Raw genomic sequence first — 19,997 nt, 5'->3', positions numbered from 1 at the left:
TTTTTTGGCGTGGCAACGCACATAATATTCAAACTACTGCAGTCTGTCTGTTCATTGAACTGTGATTTGCAGCAAGATAATATTGTGTTGTCTATGCAGCGAAGCCCGTAGTCACAATAGCAGCAAATGCATGTATTAATATCATTGCCTTAAACCAACGCAATTTATTGTTTCATGTGGCTTATAATTTTGCCAGGTATCACAGTATTTATGGATTCAGCACAGCCCCTTCCGAAGCGCCAGATACCAGCATAGCATATTGGGCCAATAGCCCCGATTTGTGCTTTAGCTCAGGCTGTTTCCACCTACTGCGCCTTAGGTTCATTCCATTTTTGTCTACTTCTAGCTCAAGCGTGCCCCTATCGCAGTCTATCGATATATAATCCCCATTCTTCACAAAAGCTAGCGGACCCCCAACATAAGCATGCAGATTGCATTGACCCGCTTCGCTCCATGCTTATGCCTATTATTCTAGTAAGCCCTTATTCTCAAACAACTAATAAAATAGTTACTGGCAATTTTGGGACTTTGCCTGCAGGGACTGAAAAGGCAAGAGATTAGACAATGGCGATGTTCACGATTTCAGAAAATGCGCTTAAAGCAGTGCCTGTTGCTGCAATGTGTGCCTGAGCCCATTTACGCTGATTACCTTGTGCTTTCGAACATTTCAATTGCAGAGCCTATGTCGCTGACCGGTTTTGACAGTATTGCTCTGCCCCGCACGAATGCGCCATTTTCAGTCCTGATGAAGGCTGAAATCACTGCAAATTCGTCCTTGCCACTGGAATCCAGATCAGATACCCTGCATAGGCGCTTGCATTCGCCATAACCTTGGTCTTCTTTCAGCGATTCCGCAATACGGTATTTTCTGCCTTCCAATACAAAGAGATCTGCATCGCCTCCTGGCGATTTTATGTCTTTCCACACTAGCTCCTTTTTGGCCATCTTTCCACCTTTTTGCCTATAATGGAGAGAGGCCGAGTGCCCTTCCATAATGAGCTGGAAAGCAATTTAATGCTTTCGCTAAATTGCAGAGTTATAAGGAATAGGCTTTGAAGCCTATGCATAATCAGCGTCTTCGTCTACTTCTTCGCGTCGCAGGCTTTGCTCTCTTCCTCTTCCTGGCGTTCGCACCCGTGCGGCGCGGTTTCCCTGACGTTTTCCTTCTGGTCTTCCTGCGTGTGGATTTCTTCGCAACATGGGCAGTGCCTTTGATCTTTGCCTTTACCTCAGCAGCCTTGGCTGCATGCCTGGCTTGTGCTGCACGAGACCTGCGCACCGAGAACTTGGCATACACTGCAACTACGACTACTATTATCACAGCCAGTATTGCTACCATATAGTATATCAGCGGAAGGCCTTTGGATGGCTCAGATTCTATTGTAACGATCTTCGCAACACCTGCCCTTATCACCGCTCCTGCACCGCTTGTTATGTTTGTTGCAGCGGATGTCTCGACAACTGACAGGATGCCCTGCCATTTAAGGTGGGGCTTGTCGCTTGAAGGTATGCTCACCCTTATGCTTATTACCTGCTGGGAACTGGGGCCAAGCGTGCCATTCATGGGCGTTACCGTGACCGTAGGCGTGGCATTGTGCGGTATTGTATTAAGCTTAGGCAGTATGACTGTGTAATTTATCGGAGTCGAGCCAGAATTCAGGATTGAGTAGTTGAATGTTGAGCTGCTTCCTACGCTTATGTTGAAGAAGGGCTCGCCTGCCTGCTCGCCCAGCTGCGCGTATGACACTGTACTAAGAGCGAAAAGTAAAACCACTAATGCCAATGCTGCATGTTTTAAATCCATCTCAACACTTAACAGCTGTTCTCTATTGTTATCGTCTGCTCATAAGTCCCTGCAGGCGTTCCGCCAGGTATGCCCAAGCCGAAGTATATGGAATTGCTTGTCGTTGTTTGTGCAGCGCTAGGTGCAGGTATTATTATGCCTGTGTCAAACAAGGTGTTCGAAAGGGCGTTTCCTGAATAAACAGTAAGCGAAGTAGGGTTCCAAAGCGTGTTGCTTACCCCGAATGTAACAAGGTCATTTGTAGTCTGGGCCCAGTTGTTTCCTTCGACCAGCAGCTTAGAAGCCACGTTCCCGCCAGTATCGGAATCAGTGACCAGCACATTAGTAGGAACGTTTGCAGATGCAGGTATCGACCCGAAGCTTATGGTGTTCGGAGATAATGATATATAGCAAGTGCCTTGGACGTTAACCTTTGCAGTAATCGCATTAGCGGTTGAGCTTTTGTTGTATATGCCTTGTGATACGTTCTCATTCTCGAAGGATATGGTCTGTATGTAGTTTCCAGGAGCCGTGCCATCAGGAACAGTAATGCCAAAATATACAGTGTTGGATTCCGAAGGCGTAGATAAGCTCGGCGCACTTATGAATACTCCAGTATTTGCAAAAGCGCCTGTTAGGCCAGTGCCGCCAGGCGTGCTTAATGAAGATGCGCTCCACAGCGTGTTGCTTACGCCAAAAGAGTTGCTTGTAGATGCATTAAGCCAGTTGCTTCCAGCAACCAAGACGTTTGCCCCTATGTTCCCTCCATTATCAGTGTCTGTTACCAGAACGTTCGTATCATAAGAGCTGCCCGGAAATATAGAGCCAAAGCTTATTATGTTTCCGCTTGTTGCGTTCTTTACTGTAAGATATATCACATTGCCTACATTGACGTTTGCAGTCAGGCTGTTGCTGCTGCTCTGTGCATTTGCAAAGTTTATTGCAAAAAGCGACATTGCTAATACCGCAACCGCTATGAGTATGGAAACTGTAGCGCCGTATATGGCTTTCATATATAATCGCCCATTAAGCTTTCATAACATAGCTATATAAACCTTTTTACGGGCTCAGTAACGAATCAGCAGCTGTTTTCTATGATTATGTTCTGAGTGTAAGGCCCAGGACGTGCGCCTCCAGGAACTTTTAGGCCAAAATATATGGAGTTGCTAGTGCTTGCTGGCACTGTTATTGATGTATTCACTGGAGTTAATTCAAGCCCGTTTGCTGTTGTAAAAGGAATGCCTTCTAAAGGCGACCATAGGGTATTGCTGACTCCAAAAGTTCCCGTGCCGATCCAGTTGCCTCCGTAAACAAGCATGTATGCGGCATTGTTGCCAAGGTTGGTGTCAGTCACGTCATAATCCGTTGCAACGCTGGCATTTGCATCTAGCGTTCCGAAGCTTATCGAGTTGGCTGAAAGCGATATGGTGCATGTTTCAGTAACTGTGGTCTTATAGTTTGCAGTCACTATGCCGTTGCCGGCTACGATCAATGTAGTTACAGATGAAGTCGGGTTTGTAACTGTCAAATTTATTGAATTGCTGACTGACCAGTTGCTGAACGAATAGCCCGATGGTGCAACCGCAGTAATATTATAACTGCCAAGCAGCTCTTCAGTGCTGCCGCTTGAATATTGCGTGCCATTCAATTTTATGCTGCCACTGGTTGGATTATCGTTGAAAGTCACGCTATACGGAGGGAATACATATGAGACCATAGAATATGTGTCATTCGTTTTTGGATGCATTGAAGTGGAATACGATCCCGCATTAAGCCTGCACAGGCTTATTGCCGTTGTGCCGATTCCAGTGCTGTCACTGACATTGTCTATCAACGAACATCCTGCGGGATAGGTTATAGAAAATGATCTGTTATAAGCTGCAGAATACATCAATATTGCAAAGCTGTTATTTTTGGAAACCGTAAAGCTCAATGTTGGCGATGTAGACGAAGGCCCGCTTGTATCGAACAGCTGGCCGTTCTGAGGAAGCAGATCTATGCCTATTCCGCTAAGAGAGGTATAACGGCTTTCGCCGCTTGTAAAACCTTCCGTGGCCGTGCCTACGTGTTCTGTGCTATCCCCTATATTTGTGTAATTAAAGTAGTATGTGACCTGGCTAGTTAGAAATTGCAGCTCTTTAGAGTAATCTGCAAATGTACTTGCTCGTACAGGCATGAATTTCGATGGCTCTGCTAGCGTAAATTGTATTGTGTATGTCGTAGTATAATTCTCAATCGTCGTCCAATTAATTTTTGCATTTAAATTATAATTTATTAAATCCGAAGTCCCTAATGCAATCTGGTAAAAATATGTCTTGTAGCCTGGGGGAAGGTCCAATGACGAGTTAGACGATGATATTTCATTTGCATATGTGACGTATTCATTCGAATAGATTGTTGTAGTCACAGAGCTAGTTGTGCTTGTACTTGTTGTCGAAGTGGATGTTGTAGACGTTGTGGATGTGGAAGTTGTTGAAGTAGATGTTGTAGTAGTGGTGGTAGTAGATGTTGTGGAGACGAAATTTATGGCTATTGCGTTAGTGGAGTATAGTGTGCCTGTTGAAGGGGTTGGTATATACGTCGCACCGTTGACCACTTGGTTAGCCACAGAAAAGGAATATGTTCCCGGCGCTACTGAAAACAAAATTGTGTTTGTACTTGAAGAATTCAATATGCTGTCGTATATCACATTCCATGTTGTTGCGCTGGGCAAGCCGCTTTCTATGAATTTCGCCAATCCATTCCACGTCGCAGTAATCACTCCGCTACCCATAACAGTTAATCCTGTTGGATTTGAAGTGTCACTTAATACTGTAAGATTAGAATTACTAGTGCTCCATGAACCAAAAGACCAATTGCCTGTCGTAGGCGGATTTGCAGTTATGGTGCCTGTGCCTATTATCGGTGCAATAATTCCTGATGAATAGGTTGAGCCAGCTACGCTTATAGTACCGCCAGACGGACTATCATCTAGTGTAACTCCATAAGGTGCAAAACCTATAGCTGCAGAAGATATCACGTCAAGTGTGGTCGTGCCTGCCCACGTTGCACTTGCAGTGTAGGTCCCCGCAGTAGCAATGGAGCAGTTTGCTATCGCATCGCTTCCGTTCACTGTGACTGTTGTTAGGACCTGCTGTTTGCATCCTGTAGGCAGAGTCAGGCTTGATATTTCAGAGCCTGTGCCGGATGTGCCAAACAGCAGGAATACAACGCTGTTCGCAGCGGTCGTTGTGAAGTTTATTGATGGAGAGGTTTTTGTAGTTGCCTCGAACGCCTTATTGGCCATTAATACGTTTGCACCCATGCCAGCCAATACTGAATAATTATAAGTATCTCCGCCAATGTCGGAATCTCCAGTGAATGTTCCCACGTGTGAAGTCGAATTCGCAATGACTGTAACGTTTGCCATCGGTGTCATAGCCGAAGGAGCACACAGTTCCGAATGGACAATTGCGGTCGCGTTTATGGACCATGTGCCGCATGTTAACGTAGACATAGGGCCATTTTGGTCAATGTTTAATCCGCTTCCGCCCCATAAGTATGTTCTATAATTGCCGCCTACATTCAAAGAGAGCGAAGACCCCGTAGTAGAAGTTGTGCTGCTAGTAGTTAATGGAACGCCAAGGTCAATCCCAGGAGGGCTGAAAAACGCCTTCAACGTACCTGTGCCATATATAATTATCGAAGTATTTGCCGATATGGAATTGCTTATCGTGGCGTTTGCGCTAGGATAAAAGACCCACCTTGCAAAGTTGAATCCTGAGGGCGCAACAGCGTTTGCGGTATACTGTGTGCCGGTTGTCAAGGTCCCAACCGCTCCATTTGTCCTTTTTGTGCCGTTTACCACCATGTACCCGGTTGTTGGAGAGTCGTTGAAAGTAACTGACACCGGGGCCGGTTCGAAAGACACTGCAGTTATTATGCCGTTGCCTTCCACAGTGAACGTTGTGGAGCCAGATGTGTTGCTGCCAAATGTGATGTTTGAATTGCTTGCAAGCCACTTGGCAAACTTGTATCCAGTAGGCGGATTTGCAGTTATGGTGCCTGTGCCTATTATGTTATTTGACTCGCCATTGGTATATGTTTGGCCTTCAGCCGTTATCGTGCCTGATGAAGGAGAGCTGTCGAATGTCACAGAGTATGGTGCAAAACCTATAGCTGCAGAAGATATCACGTCAAGTGTGGTCGTGCCTGCCCACGTTGCGCTTGCAGTGTAGGTCCCCGCAGTAGCAATTGAGCAGTTTGCTATCGCCGCGCTTCCGTCAGTGCTGGCCACTGTTGTTAGGACCTGCTGTTTGCATCCTGTAGGCAGAGTCAGGCTTGATATTTCAGAGTCAAATCCTGATGTGCCAAACAGCAGGAATACGACGCTGTTCGCAGCGGTCGTTGTGAAGCTCAGTGAATCCGATGTATTTGTAGTAGTCTCGAACGCCTTATACGCCATTATGACATTGGCGCCAATGCCTGCCAATACGGTGTAGTTATCGGCTCCGCCAGTGTCGGAATCGCCAGTGAATGTTCCCACGTGTGAAGTCGAATTCGCAATGACTGTAACGTTTGCCATCGGTGTCATAGCCGAAGGAGCACACAGTTCCGAATGGACAATTGCGGTCGCGTTTATGGACCATGTGCCGCATGTTAGCACAGACATAGGACCGCCAGTAGCCTCAGTAAGGCCGGCGCCGGCCCAGAGGTATGTCCTGTACTTGCCAACTACATTCAAAGAGAGCGAACGCCCTGTAGTTGAAGTGCTGCTGTTCGTGGTAAAGCCCACCACGTATGAGGAAAATGAATCAGATAGGGCAGAATAAGAGTAATCTATTCCATTGCTGCCGGTAAGTTCGGTAGGCAGAACCTTCCACTGACTGGTATTGCCAAAATATTTGAAAAGTACGACGCTGCCTGGGCTTATATTGTATTTTTCAAGCCACGATGCAGGTACAATAAAATTATATGTTACATTGGCTATGTATGCATCGATGTCGTTCTCTTTTGGAAATCCTGAAACTGCAGAAGCAGCAACGCCAGTGGGCCCTTTTATTACAGTGCCGTTCACGTGTATATACTCATAGTAAGGCTTTGGCAGCTCTGGCAGCTGCTGGGGCAGTGCGCTTTGGTTCGTCAGCGTTATCCCTACGCTTATTCCGTTGCTTTTAAGAGCCACTACCAGGCTGCGTACAACGCCGGTTTTTGAGTTAAGCTCCACCTTTGGACCGGTTATGGTTGTATTTAGCACCAGTTTGCCGGTTGTAGGTGAAATAGAAAAGTTTACGGTTTGCATATTTATAGTGTTGGCCGTTTGCTGGTTCGAATTCGTGTTGGAAGTTGTAGGTGGAACTGTAGAGACAATAGTAGAGGTTGAAGATGTAGAAGTAGTCAAAGCGTTAAAAGTTGCAGTGATTATCCCGTTTCCTGAAACAGAAAAAATTGCATTCGGTTCTGTAGGGCTCGCAACTGTCAGATTGCCAGTATATGACCAATCGCTGAATGTGAAGTTAGCAGGTGCAATTGCATTGGCATTGTAGCTGCCTGCTGCCACTTGTATGGTGTTTCCGTTAGTGTACGTATTGCTATTGAAAACAATGCTGCCTGTTGCAGGGATAGTGTTGAATGTGATTGCATACAGGTTTGCTTGCGGAATCGTTGTTGTGGTCGAAGTGGACGTTGTTGCAGACGTGGTTAACGCGTTTGCTGGGGTATTTTGTGATAGAGTGTTTGAAGAGCTAGTTTCGTTGGAACCTGAAAAGCTTGCGTAATTCAACCTGGCATTTGATGCTTGGCCGTTCATATCTGGCAACATAGCTACAAGCATGGCTGCAGATACTAGAACAGCTAACGCTAGAAGCGCCAGCACGCCAGATGAAATTCCTGACATATTGACCTGCTTTATAGAAGGCAAAAAAAGTATAAAAGGATATCTAAGGCCAACCCTGCACAAGACCCGATTCCTTAATAGGTCTGAATAACCCTAACGGAGTTATAACAGGATTGCCAGCGCATATCGGTAGCACATCAAAGCGCATGCATTACAGAAAAGTTCTTAATCTGATAAGTGCATATATTCGTAAAAAACAGTAGCACTTGCTTCAAAATATTATAAAACCTATGCGAAGATTCTTGATGATGGCATGAAATTTGGAAAGCTGGAAGTGGCCGTATTTATTGCAGGATTTATGATAATGTTCATAGAGATAGCAGGGGTAAGGGCTATCGCACCGTATCTTGGCGACACGCTATACAGTTGGACCGACATGATAGTCGTTGTTTTGGCAAGCATTGCGATAGGATATTACTTCGGTGGCTGGCTTGCTGACAGGGGCCCGGACAAGAGGCACCTGAGCCTATTCCTAATAGTATCCGGTATATATATGTGCCTGCTTCCGTCATTCTCGGGCAGTGTGCTAGGCTACAGCATTGGTGTGGGCTACGAGTACGGTGCGCTTTTGGCTTCGATCGTCCTGTTCGCAGCTCCAAACTTTCTTCTAGGGGCCGTTCTGCCTTATGCCATAAGGCTAAAGACAACCAAAGTAGAAAAGGTCGGAGGAAACGCTGGCGACGTGGCGGCCATAGAAACTGTCGGAAGCATACTCGGAGCGTTCCTGACAGGATACTTCCTTGTCCCAAGCATAGGCCTGAATACGAGCTTTTTCTCCGGAGGCATAATCCTGGTGCTGGTAGGCATAATCATATTTGGGCGCAAAGCTGCTCCAATCATAGCTGCAGCCATCGTCATAGTGGCACTTCAGGTGGTTTTTGCGCAGCCGGCAGGCGCTGGCGTTCTCTATTCGGGATATTCCCCCTATTATTACCTGCAGGTCCTTAAGTACAATTCAGGAAACAACACGCTAATAGCGCTTAGGGCCGACACTGCACTCCAGACGATAGACTATATAAGCAACTATACGTCCACGGGCGTTTATGAGGAATACACGCAATTGATATATGACAAGTGGCCCAATCATGACGGAAACGCGCTTGTGCTCGGCCTCGGAGGCGGTTCCGACGTGCTAAACCTATACAGGGACACGAATGCGAACATAACTGCCGTCGAGATAGATCCTGACATAGTGCGCCTGGCGTACAAATATTTTGACCTGCCCCACAGCAGCAGGATAAAGATTTACACTGAAGATGCACGCTATTTTCTAAGGACAAATAAAGAAAAATACAACCTTATAATAATGGATGCATTCGGCTCTTCGATCTCAATGCCGTTCCAGCTGGCAAGCATTCAGGCCGTGCAGGAGATGAAGGCTCACCTTACGAAGAACGGTTCTGTAATTCAGGTGCTCGAGAGCCCTGTTGCGGGCCCATACTCTGCGCCTTTCAAGGCAGTTTATCAAACTTACAATGCAGTATTCCCGTATCTATACGTTTTCCCGCTAAATCCGGAAGGCAATCTTTCCGCATACCAGACAATTGTGATTATAGCGAGCAACCATAGCGTTCTGAACATACCAAGCAATCTTCCTGCGCTGTTCGCAAATTCTACCAACTCCACACAGAAGACGATTTATGCACTTGAAGGCCTTTTGTACAAAAACGTTAACGCAAGCGGATACGAACCGCTAACTGACAATTTGAATCCGTACCAGGAATATGCTGCCGAGGCTCTAAACAGCATACACTCATAAACTTAGCCTGGGCGCAAGCCGAAGATACGTCGGCGCCTTTTTACTGCGCCTGAACTAACCTGATCGCTGACTTTTGCGGCGTAGAATCCAGCAAGGCTGCCTACTGCGCTGGAGAACTTGCACCTCTTCTTGAACATGTATGCAGGTATGTGCTCCTCTATGCTTAGCGGCACAACGTCATCGTCAGGAAGCTTTGCATAAATCTTGTTCTCGTACATCTCTTCTATCTCCCTGACGCTGAGCTCGTAGCGCTTGTTCTTTATCTTGTTGAGGACAAGGCTGTGCTTAAGGTGCATCTTGTCAAACCACGTGGACAGCCTTATTATGTTTGCTACGCTCGCCATTTCCGGAGTCGACACAAGCAGAGCCTCATCGTAATAATTTCCCATGTGCTCTGACGTGTAGCCTGGCATTGTATCTACTATGACAAACTTGTAGCTTGTGGGCTCTATTACCGAGTGAAATCTAGAAAGCATTTTGTCATCCACAATATACTCCTGCTGGGTCAGCGCCCCTGGCACAACGTGCAGGCCGCTTGGCTGGTGCGTAACCCTCACCTGCACGAGCTTTGCACTGCCGTTGAGCAGGTTCCAAGTGCCCTGGTTCACGTCCTCCAAGCCAAGATGGAAGCCTATTGACGGGTTTACGGTATCGCCGTCAACAAGCAGCGTGTCGTAGCCCATGAGCTGCAGTGCAACTGCGAGGTTTACCGCTATTGTAGTTTTCCCCACGCCGCCCTTCTGCGAAGAAATCCTTATCATATACGGCGACATATTACTCCCTTTTTATTGCATTCTTTATGGTCCTTAGCTTTTCAGCCCTGTCTTTGTTATACCTTGGCCTATTCATAAGCATTCCTATGCCTATTATAATTATAGCTATTATTAGTATTATTGCTGCAATCTCCACATAGCTGGCAATGTTTTTTGCCGTGACTATAGAAGGCTTTACCGTGGTTACTGTTGGCGGCACTGTTGTGCTCACCTGCTTAGGCAGCACCACCACTGGTATGCTCTCTGTTATGTTTGCGCCGCTTGTAGATGCACGAAAGCCTAGCAGCTGTGTGCCCGCTTCGCTTATGCGCACTGGGAAATTGAATTGCACTGCGCTGTTCGGCGTGGCGTTGGCGTACTGCGAAGCATTGTATATCCTTACTCCTGCCTGCCCGCTCATGTATGCGCTTATCTGCTGTGTTGCTGTTCCAGAATAGAATATCGTTGCACTTATGAGGTTAGTGCTGTTGGCATAGAATTCAGGTACATTTATGTCGATTATCCTGAGCAGGCTTGTCGAAGTTGGAACGCTTGGTACAGACACAATGCCAGACACCTGGGTCAGGAGCGTCTGGCTCGTTATGTTGCTTATGGAAAAGTACCCGTATGTGCTTGACAGCTTAGGCAGCGAGCTCACGTACCACGTTATGACATAGCTGCCGTTTTCAGTCCCTATGCTGTATGGCAGGCCGTACGCGCTTATCTGCTGCTGCATGTGCGCTATCGGCTTAGGCAGCATTGTCTTTACCACTGCGTTAGTCATGTTGCTTCCAGTTGGGTTGGTTATCTCAACTACGCCAGATGCATCATTAGTGTTATTCGACAGGGTTATGCTGACTGCTGGCAGCCCGGTCGAGTAGTTTAATATATTCAACGTGGTGAAAAGCAGCTCGTGCGCATAGGTGTGATTTATATAAGCCGTTATATTGATAGGTATTTCATACTGGCCGGGGCTTGCATCTGAGGGTGCGCTTATAAGCGCGCTTATGCCTACAGTCTGCTTCGGCAGTATCGCAATCTTGTAAGCCGAAAGGTTGATGAATTTGCCATCAGGTGTAGGAACGCTCAGATTGAAATATTCCGTAACGTTGGCGTTGTTCCTCATGTCTATCAGATAGCTTTGGGAGCCGCCGTTGTACAGCGATACCGCGAAAGGATAGGACATCACTGAGAATTCAGGCAGCACAGTCACTGAAACTTTCGGCGGCGCAGGCGTAGGCAAAGCTCTAACAGTATAATTAAGCGAAAAGAGCTTGCTGTGGAGCACTCCGTTTACGCTGTAGCTGACATTCAGCAACGCTTTGTACACGCCAGGCAGGGCGGTGGTATTGGCGGCAGCTACCCTGATGCTGAGGTTCTGGAGCGGTGATAATGAATAGTTCGATACTGAGCCTATGGTGGCGTTGGAAGGCTCGACAACCCTGATGCGCCAGCTTATGGCATTGGATATTGCGAAGCCTCCGTTATTTTTTATGCCTATGTCAAAATACTGTATGCCATGCTGGGTTACCAGGCTGCTTGTGGAAAAATTTGTTATCGTCACATTCGCTGGCCTGTTTATCAGGATCTTTGTAGAAGAAGTGTTTGTGAAATTTGCAAGGGAAAATGAAATCTCAGCATTGTATGTGCCTGAGGGGATTTTTGAAGCATTGAAATAAAACTTATACAGGGTGGGCTCTTCGCTTGCATTTATGCCCTTTGTGTAAAGGCTGTATACGGCAGTGCCGTTTGGGTAGAGTATGGAAAAATTCCCGGTGATATCGCTTATGGTGCAGTTGTACAGTGTCGCAATTGTGAAATTCGCTTCTGCCACCGCGGTAGCGTAAACTCCCTGCGTCCCGAGCTTTAGCGCGAATGGGCATTGCACATTGACGCTAGCATCCAAGTTTGAATTTGATGCAGCAGCATAGCTATAATGGCCAGTGCTTCCAAGCATAAGCAAGACTAAGGTCAATGCAAGAATAGCCGCACGCATCAATATCGATTTATTATAATAAAAGGAAGAATTAAAGCAATATCTGTTACTTGCACAAAAATAAAAATAAGCAGGCTATTATAATTTCTTGTGCGATAAATAAGCGGTGCATAAGCAAAAGCATGTCAAGCGAAAATCGCGTAAACAAAAATGATAGCTGATGTTGCAATGCCAAGCCTTCCACACGGCCAAATACTGACAAAAAACTTCCCTGTGCTCAGCGCAAGCGTGGCCCCAAGCATAGACCTCAAGTCCTACAGGCTCAGGGTATACGGAGCAGTGAAGAATGAGCTCTCTTTCAGCTGGGAGCAGCTCATGTCAATGCCGATGATAAAGAAGACTGTCGATATACACTGTGTCACGAGGTGGTCAAGGATTGGCGATGAGTGGGAGGGCATTCAGCTTAAATATATACTAAGCATGGCAGAGCCGAAAGGGAAATTCCTGATGCTGCGCTCTTCGTATGTGGGCTACTCTGCAAACGTGCCTACGGAGTACGTAAACGATGAATGCATGGTGGCATTCAAATTCAACGGTCTTCCACTGGAGAAGGACCATGGTGGCCCTGTGCGGGCATTTATACCGACGCTGTATTTATGGAAGAGCACCAAATGGCTGGACGGCATAGAGGTAATGCAAGAAAACAAGCCTGGATTTTGGGAGAAGCGCGGCTACAACATGCGCGGGGACTACAACAAGGAGGAAAGGTATTGGCCAGGGCTTAACTTCGTCAACAAGCTTGTATTCTTCGGAAGCAGGGACGATGACACGGAAGAAAAAGAAGAGAGCAAATAGATGAGATTGCAAAAGTGCTTTTATGAGAGTCTTGGTTTTTGTAAGGCATGCACAAGCAGAAAGCAATGCTAGGGACATTCTCGCTTCAACTACCGAAGGCTATCCATTGACAGATTCTGGCAAGGCTCAGGCGCTCAGGACTGCAAAGATGCTTAAGGATGTGCATTTCGACGTGCTCTATTCCAGCCCGATCAGGCGTGCGCTTGAAACTGCACGCATACTCAACAGATACCATGGCCTTCAAATAAATGTGGACAAAAGGCTTACTGAGCGCGGCTTCGGTAAGCTTGAAGGAAAAAATGCCAACGACGGCGCATGGGAACTGCCAATGCTCGAGAAGCGCAAATTTGCCAGCTACATCGAGTCGTTTGATTCGATGGTGCACAGGGTAGGCTCATTTGCAGAATCTGTTCCAGAAGGCACCACGTCACTGATAGTGAGCCATGAATCTACAATAAGCTATTTTGCAAGAAGCATAATAGGCTATGACGCATTTTCAGGCAAAGGCATCACGACTAAGAATGCTGCCGTTACTGTCATAGCAAGAGCAGGCAGGAAATACAGGCTTCTGGCTATCGGCTCATTTTCCGTAGATGCAGGCTACCTGAAAGAGCTGCTCAAGGATGCAGGATTAAAGTAATGCGTCTTCAGTAATCGGCGTTTCCCTTATGCGCCTGCCCGATGCCTTTTCAATTGATCTGACTACTGCCGCAGGCGTGCCTATGGTAGGCGCTTCGCCGAGACCCCTGGCCTTGTGCGGAAGGCTTGATGGATTTTGGTCCACTGCTATGCGCATTTTTGGTATTGCGGCAGCCCTTACAAGTCCCGCAGCAGAAATGCTTGACGTGAGAAGCTGGCCGTTAGAATCGTATATGACCTCTTCACCTGCCACTTGGCCAACACCCTGTACAATGCCACCGCTTATCTGGCCTTTTACCATGCCCATGTCAAGCGCATTGCCTACATCATAGAACGCCCTCACCTCGTCAACGCGCACTCTGCCTATGCTTTCCACATGCGCGAACGCAAGGTTAGCACCGAAAGCGTTTATGCTGCCATTGTACTTGTAAAATTCGAAATGGTCGTAATCGCCTGCCAGAAGCGCTTTTGGCGAGTATCTGCCATTCCTCTTGGCAACTTCCTCTTTTATGGCCCTTGCAACAGTAACTGCAGCTGCGCCGCCGACCATTGCGGATCTGCTTCCCCAAGTGCCTATGCCGCTCTTTATCTTTTCCGTGTCGGTTACTTCAAGCGTTATCTTTGATTTTGGAATGCCGAATTCCTTGCTGAGCAGGTTCTTCACAAAGAATTCGTGCCCCTGTCCGTGTGGATTGCTCCCGAGCCAGACATGCACGGCTCCATCCTGTACTGCAATCCTCGCGCTTTCTCCAGGAGCTGCTCCAGGCACAAGAACAAATAAGCTCAGGCCTGCGTTTTTATTGCCGCTTTTTGAGTAGCCCAGCTTTTTTATGGCTTTTTCCATGAATGGCTTTGATGCATCTATCTCAAGCCCCAATGGAGATTTGAACTGTGTCCTGGTAGAGTTAAGCAGCCTGATCCTTGCATCGTCCATGCCAATCTTGTCTGCAAGCATGTCGACCATGCGCTCCATGAAGAATGCCGCTTCAGGCCTTCCTGCACCCCTGTAAGGGCCGTATGGCACCTTGTTAGTAAGCACGCTAATCGCATGCACATAGCCATTTTCTATCCCATACTGGCCAGTAAGCTGCATTGCTATGAAGCCAGGCCCGAATTCGGCCATGCCTCCGGCATATGCGCCAGCGTCTACTACGATCTCGCCCTCTATGCCGAGCATGCGTCCATCTTTGTTTGCATAAAGCTTCATCTTGCCTATTGCGCCACGGCCCTGATTAGCCGCCATAAGGTGTTCGCTCCTCGTTTCTATCCACTTGACCGACCTTTTATAATGCAGCGCAGCATAAGCCGCGATAGGGTATTCCGGTTGCACGCCTCCTTTTAGCCCAAAGCCGCCGCCAGTGTCTGCCTGTATCACCCTTACCTTGTCGCCATCGAGCCCAAGCGTGCCGCATATGCCATTTTTCATGCTGAACACTGATTGCGTTGAGGCATATATAACCAGATTGCCGGATACGTAGTTGACAAGTATGCCGCGCGGCTCGATTGCATTTGTCGCTATCCTGTGGTTCTCCAAGCGGTCCTCCAATACAATATCTGCGTCTATGTTGAACTTTTTGCCTATATATCTGTCGGACAGCACATTGCTTTTCATTCCTTCGTGTATGGGTTTTGCCTTTATGGCCGCTTCAGGATCTACGACAGCATCCAAAGGCTCGTAGTCCACTTCTACAGTCTCAAGCATGTCCTCGGCCTCGTAAGGATCCTCTGCAAAAACCGCAGCAACCGGTTGGCCGACATAATTGACAGTGCTTTTTGCAAATACTGGGTGCATTATGGCCTTTCTGCCTTCTGATGCGCCCTCACCGACAGACATCAGCACCTTGTCGATGTCGTGAAAATTCATCCCGCCTTTTATGCTGTTTATCTTTGCCCTTCCATATGGGCTTCGCAGGACAGCCATGTACAAAGGCTTTTCAACATATATGTCATCTACATAATTTCCTTCTCCTGCAACAAAACGCTCTAGCCTTTCCAATATCTCACCTTTTTCGACCTGCCGAGCCAGATGCATTTTTTATGGCCTTGATTATGCTTTCATAGCCTGTGCATCTGCACAGATTGCCTGACAAGCCCTCTTTTATCTGTTCTTCTGTTGGATGCTTGTACTCATTTATTATGTAAGTGCCCTCCATTATCATTCCAGGAGTGCAGAATCCGCACTGAAGGCCTTGCTCCTTAACGAACTCGTTCTGGAGCTTTGTCAATGATTTGGTTTTTGAAAGGCCTTCAATCGTTGTAATCGAATGCCCATTTGCCTGCGCAGCAAGAACAGTGCAGGATTTCACTGGCTTCCCGTCTAGAAGCACAGTGCATGCGCCGCAGTTTGTCGTATCGCATCCTATATGGGTTCCCGTAAGGCCGACCTTGTTGCGTATGAAATGCGCAAGCAGCAGCCTTGGCTCTATGCGCTTCTTGTATAGCGATCCGTTTATTCTTATCGAAACTTCTATGTCCTTCATTTTTTCGCCTTTGCACGTTCATATACCTTGTCCAAAGATTTTTGCACAGCATAAGCAACAGCCATGCGTTTTGTAGAAGCCGTGGCATAGTAGCTGTCTTCTACATCAATGTCCTTCACGGTTTTCAGCGTTATTTCATTTGTAGTTTTTTGATCCGGCTTTGCTCCTATAAGTGCCTTTTCTACCGCTTCAAGCCTTATTGCATTCATCGATATGCCTGCAACTGCAATTCTTGCATCGGTTACCTTGCCCGAGCTTTCAAGCTTTATCGACGTGGCTGCAGCAGCCAGCGCATAATCGCCTATCCTGCGCTCTATGCGCGAATACGCGCTGCCGAATCTGCCATGCTCTACAGGAAAGATTATTTTTGTCAGCAGTTCGTTTTCAGCTATTTTTGTAGTATACGGCCCTACAAAAAAGCCGTCTGCGCTTTCAAGCCTTTTGCCATTTTTATTACGTACTTCCATTTTGGCGTTTAATGCAAGCGCTACCACTGGCATGTCATTGTTAGGGTCTGCATTGGCAAGGTTTCCTCCTATGGTGCCCATGTTCCTTACCTGCGTGTCTGCAATAACCAAAGAAGCGTCATACAGTGCGGGCAGGCTCTTTTGCACCGCCTTTGACTTGGCCAATTCAGCTATCCTCGCCATGGCCCCTATTTCAACTGAGGACTTATCTTGCACTATGCTGCCAAGCTCGCCATTTATATTAGACAAATCAATTAAGGCAGCAGGCGTGGCCAGCCTAAGCTTCATCATAGGCAAAAGACTCTGTCCGCCTGCTAAGACTTTTGCGTCTTTTAATTCATCAATAAGACCAATTGCTTCGCTTATCGTTTTTGGCGAATAATAATCAAATTTTTTAGGAAACACACGCACACCCTGCAGATCCATATATGATTTATTGAAAAACATATTTAAGCTGTTGTTTGATTATTAGATAGGCATTGTAAAATAAGCATAAGGGTGTGGATGAATGGAATTTTCAGGAAAAATAGACGTGAATAGCCCTAGGGAAAAAATCTTTGAATATTTGTCTGCTCCGCAGAAAATGGCAAGCTTAATCCCCGGAATGCAAAACTATTCGATTGAAAATAATGAAATAAAAATGGATGTAATGGTTGGGCTGTCATTCATAAAGGGAAAATTCAAAGTAAAGCTAAAGCCACTAAAGCTGGATAATCCGTCGCATGTAGAGTTGAAGGGCTCAGGCTCAGGTGCTGGAAGCTCAATAGACTTTACCGCAACATTTGACATAAAAGCCATAACAAAGGCAAGCTCTGAGATTTCATGGAAAGCTGTGGTGAATGTTGGGGGCATGGCTGCCACGTTTGGGAGTCAGATGATAAAAAATGCAGCGCAAAACTTTATCAACCAGGTAATAGAAAGCCTGAAGAATGCTGCCGAATAGGCATCAAAACAGGCTTAAAGGCTTGCAGTGCAAAATGCAAAGTGATATAAAAAGCTAAATAACATATTTAGTGTAAAAATTCAAAATATACGACGAAATAACTGCATCAAAAGCAAAACAATACCTTTCTAATTCTCTTCTGTGCAAAATAAAAAGTGAAATAAAAAGTGAAATAAAAAGCGAAGCTTTGCGGAAGTCATATAAAGATTAAAAACAAACTAATCCCTGTATTTCATGTCGCAGTATGGAAAAACGAAAAGCGAGATAATAAGCCTTATCAGGGAGCGGCGCGATACGCTTAGCGAAATAAGCAGGGCGCTGGGCCTTGCACCTTCAACAATAAACAAGCACCTCAAAGAGCTTTCGGAAATGGGCATCATAAGGCTCGTGGATAGCGATTATGCCAAAAAATGGAAGCATTACACCTTGACAGATGTAGCAAAGGTATCGGGTCCAGAAACAGTTGCAACAAGCAATATGAAGTATAAAAAGGCAAAGTATATAAGTTTCTTGCTGGCCTCTATTGTTGCAATAGCTGGTCTACTGATGTACCTTCATGCAGCCGGAAGCGTTGAGTCTGTTCCAGTCAGCATAACCGACCCGCCCTATATTCCCGCAGGAACTAATTCCGTTTTGCTTAACTATTCTTCAATAATAATAAATTACACATACAACAGGGTTAACATGACAGCAACGCTTAATTCTTCAGGCACAATAAATGCTCTTAGCCTTGTGAACGTGACAAGAATCATAGCCATGGCAAAAATAAGAAGCGGGGCAGTTATAAAGGGCGTTTCAATAAACATAAGCTCAGGTTCGATACAAATAGGAAATGCAACATACCAGCTTACCATACCGGTAAAGCACTTCTACACAAGCGTTATAGGTAACGGAAATGTGAACTCTTCAACTTCAATACTCATCGATCTGTCAAGCGTTGTCGTCCCATATTTTTCTGCGAACTCTACAGGTGCAGAATCGTTCGCATTCCTTCCAAAGCTGTCAAGCGTGCTGGGCAGCATAAACAGCAGGCATGCAGAAGACGCATCTTTGAAAAATTTGGAAAACAGCAGCATGGCAAATGGCACAATGCCAATAGGCCTATTCGGCAAGAATATAATATATCTTTTCAGGCGGCCTAGCGTAATGATTGAAAATACATCCATAGCTTCAAACAAGGGCGTTATGGGATTCGAAGCCTCATTGATAAATACAGGGAATGGCACAATATCGCTTGAAGGGATTGCAGTGTTGTCATGCATTTTTGGTCCGAGGGTTGCTATGCAGGCAAATCTCAGCGAAGCAAACAATTCTGCAGAAGCGGAAGAGTACAATTCCAGCGATGGAACATTAACCATAAATGTGTCAAAGTTATACAATGGCATGAACTGGAGCCAAAAGCGCATGCAAATAAATGTTACACACAGAATAAGCAGGATTGTAATAATACACGGATCGTACGGGCTTGAGCAGACTCCTGAAATGTATGAGCCAGAGGAGGTTTTCGGGCTTTCCTTCGGAGTTCTTGAAAACGGCAGCCTTAGCCCTGCGATGTGGGAAATGCCTGCAATCCGTGAAAATAAGGGCTACCAAATGGCTCCGCATTCCGAATCTACGTTCACGTACTCTACAAGTTCAAATTCGATTCAGGGCCAGGCGCTCAATGCCGTATCAAAGAATGGCAATTATAGAATTATAGCATTTACCTCCAAAGGCATTGCCGTATACTACAATGAGAGGAATGCAACCGGGTGTGGATGATTTTCAAGGCGTTTGTCAATGGCAACAAAAAACGAAACAATAATAAGCTTCGAGAACGTGCAGAAAGTTTATACGAACAAGTCAGGCATGGCGTACGTGGCGCTAAGGGGCGTGAGCTTTGAGATTAAAAAAGGCGAGTTTGTTGCGATTATGGGCCCTTCAGGATCCGGAAAGACTACAGTTCTTGACCTCATAGGCACTTTGGACTCGCCAACATCAGGCATAATAACGATAGCCGGCAGAAAGGTCAATGAAATGAGCAGCTCTGAGCTTGCCGACCTAAGGAATATGGAAATAGGATTCGTCTTCCAGTCCTACAACCTGGTGTCTTACCTTTCTGCCATACAGAATGTCATGCTGCCGACAATGGTATCAAAGGGCAACGTCAAGCAGGCAATGGCAAATGCCATTAAGTTCATGGAAGAAGTCGGCCTGGGCAATAAGCTTGAAAAAAAGCCAAACGAGCTCAGCGGCGGCGAGCAGCAAAGGGTTGCCGTGGTAAGGGCTTTGGTAAACAATCCAAAGGTTATTCTTGCTGATGAACCCACAGGGAACCTGGACACGAAGTCTGCAATATCTGTGCTGCAGATACTTGAAAGGATCAACAAGGAATTAGGAACAACGATCGTGCTCAGTACGCATGATCCGGAAGTGGGCATATTTGCAAAAAGGCGTATATTCATAAGGGACGGATTAATAACAAAGGAAAATATGATGGCAAAGCTTAGCGATGTCAAAAAGCTGTAG

At 46.3% G+C, this 19,997-nt stretch carries 16 protein-coding genes; 6 read left to right on the top strand and 10 right to left on the bottom strand.

Going from position 1 to position 19,997, the window contains the following annotated elements; all coding sequences use genetic code 11:
* Positions 1-208: 208 nt before the first annotated feature.
* The 5 genes from M1125_00495 to M1125_00475 all read right to left on the bottom strand — a co-directional run bounded on the left by M1125_00495 (position 209) and on the right by M1125_00475 (position 7,571).
* Positions 209-397 carry a dihydroxy-acid dehydratase gene (locus tag M1125_00495; GenBank protein ID MCL5404309.1) on the bottom strand — a complete coding sequence of 63 codons (189 nt, stop codon included), beginning with the start codon at positions 395-397 and terminating at the stop codon, positions 209-211.
* Between the two features lie 248 nt (positions 398-645).
* Positions 646-945 (bottom strand): hypothetical protein, encoded by a 300-nt coding sequence (locus tag M1125_00490; GenBank protein ID MCL5404308.1) that lies wholly within the window; start codon positions 943-945, stop codon positions 646-648.
* Positions 946-1,069: 124 nt separating this feature from the next.
* Positions 1,070-1,804 carry a hypothetical protein gene (locus M1125_00485; protein ID MCL5404307.1) on the bottom strand — a complete coding sequence of 245 codons (735 nt, stop codon included), beginning with the start codon at positions 1,802-1,804 and terminating at the stop codon, positions 1,070-1,072.
* 8 nt (positions 1,805-1,812) lie between these two features.
* The gene (locus tag M1125_00480; GenBank protein MCL5404306.1) at positions 1,813-2,796 is read right to left on the bottom strand and encodes a hypothetical protein; all 984 of its coding nucleotides are present in this window, start codon (positions 2,794-2,796) and stop codon (positions 1,813-1,815) included.
* A gap of 65 nt (positions 2,797-2,861) precedes the next feature.
* Positions 2,862-7,571 (bottom strand): PGF-pre-PGF domain-containing protein, encoded by a 4,710-nt coding sequence (locus M1125_00475; GenBank protein MCL5404305.1) that lies wholly within the window; start codon positions 7,569-7,571, stop codon positions 2,862-2,864.
* Between the two features lie 340 nt (positions 7,572-7,911).
* Between M1125_00475 and M1125_00470 the strand changes: the two genes are divergently transcribed.
* Positions 7,912-9,417 carry a fused MFS/spermidine synthase gene (locus M1125_00470; GenBank protein ID MCL5404304.1) on the top strand — a complete coding sequence of 502 codons (1,506 nt, stop codon included), beginning with the start codon at positions 7,912-7,914 and terminating at the stop codon, positions 9,415-9,417.
* Between the two features lie 2 nt (positions 9,418-9,419).
* On the opposite strand, the gene M1125_00465 is transcribed toward M1125_00470, so the two are convergent.
* Together M1125_00465 and M1125_00460 are read right to left on the bottom strand one after the other, a co-directional pair.
* The gene (locus M1125_00465; protein MCL5404303.1) at positions 9,420-10,190 is read right to left on the bottom strand and encodes a MinD/ParA family protein; all 771 of its coding nucleotides are present in this window, start codon (positions 10,188-10,190) and stop codon (positions 9,420-9,422) included.
* Position 10,191: 1 nt separating this feature from the next.
* Positions 10,192-12,126, bottom strand: a complete 1,935-nt coding sequence (locus M1125_00460; protein ID MCL5404302.1) for a hypothetical protein — start codon at positions 12,124-12,126, stop codon at positions 10,192-10,194.
* A gap of 207 nt (positions 12,127-12,333) precedes the next feature.
* Here M1125_00460 and M1125_00455 point away from each other — a divergent pair, with 207 nt between their 5' ends.
* Together M1125_00455 and M1125_00450 are read left to right on the top strand one after the other, a co-directional pair.
* Entirely contained in the window at positions 12,334-12,960 is a 627-nt protein-coding gene (locus M1125_00455) for a molybdopterin-dependent oxidoreductase (protein MCL5404301.1), read from the top strand.
* A 22-nt stretch (positions 12,961-12,982) separates the two neighbouring features.
* Positions 12,983-13,600, top strand: a complete 618-nt coding sequence (locus tag M1125_00450; GenBank protein MCL5404300.1) for a histidine phosphatase family protein — start codon at positions 12,983-12,985, stop codon at positions 13,598-13,600.
* Here M1125_00450 and M1125_00445 read toward each other — a convergent pair.
* From M1125_00445 to M1125_00435, 3 genes are read right to left on the bottom strand one after another with little or no spacing between them, the layout of a single operon-like run.
* Positions 13,592-15,595 carry a xanthine dehydrogenase family protein molybdopterin-binding subunit gene (locus M1125_00445; protein MCL5404299.1) on the bottom strand — a complete coding sequence of 668 codons (2,004 nt, stop codon included), beginning with the start codon at positions 15,593-15,595 and terminating at the stop codon, positions 13,592-13,594. The genes M1125_00450 and M1125_00445 overlap by 9 nt on opposite strands.
* 4 nt (positions 15,596-15,599) lie before the next feature.
* Entirely contained in the window at positions 15,600-16,079 is a 480-nt protein-coding gene (locus tag M1125_00440; GenBank protein MCL5404298.1) for a (2Fe-2S)-binding protein, read from the bottom strand.
* Positions 16,076-16,951 carry a xanthine dehydrogenase family protein subunit M gene (locus M1125_00435; protein MCL5404297.1) on the bottom strand — a complete coding sequence of 292 codons (876 nt, stop codon included), beginning with the start codon at positions 16,949-16,951 and terminating at the stop codon, positions 16,076-16,078. Before M1125_00435 ends, M1125_00440 begins: the two co-directional genes overlap by 4 nt.
* A 103-nt stretch (positions 16,952-17,054) precedes the next feature.
* On the opposite strand from M1125_00435, the gene M1125_00430 reads away from it, so the two are divergent.
* The 3 genes from M1125_00430 (at position 17,055) to M1125_00420 (ending at position 19,997) form a co-directional block, all read left to right on the top strand.
* On the top strand, positions 17,055-17,489 hold the full coding sequence (locus tag M1125_00430; protein ID MCL5404296.1) for an SRPBCC domain-containing protein: 435 nt from the start codon (positions 17,055-17,057) through the stop codon (positions 17,487-17,489).
* A gap of 234 nt (positions 17,490-17,723) precedes the next feature.
* Positions 17,724-19,250, top strand: coding sequence for a winged helix-turn-helix domain-containing protein (locus tag M1125_00425; GenBank protein ID MCL5404295.1), 1,527 nt, complete (start codon positions 17,724-17,726; stop codon positions 19,248-19,250).
* Positions 19,251-19,268: 18 nt separating this feature from the next.
* Positions 19,269-19,997, top strand: a complete 729-nt coding sequence (locus M1125_00420; GenBank protein ID MCL5404294.1) for an ABC transporter ATP-binding protein — start codon at positions 19,269-19,271, stop codon at positions 19,995-19,997.

This window comes from Candidatus Marsarchaeota archaeon, assembly GCA_023485295.1.
Lineage (GTDB): Archaea > Micrarchaeota > Micrarchaeia > Micrarchaeales > Micrarchaeaceae > Micrarchaeum_A.
The sequence above is the reverse complement of the archived record's forward strand: the minus strand, read 5'-3'. Positions and strand labels throughout refer to the sequence as shown.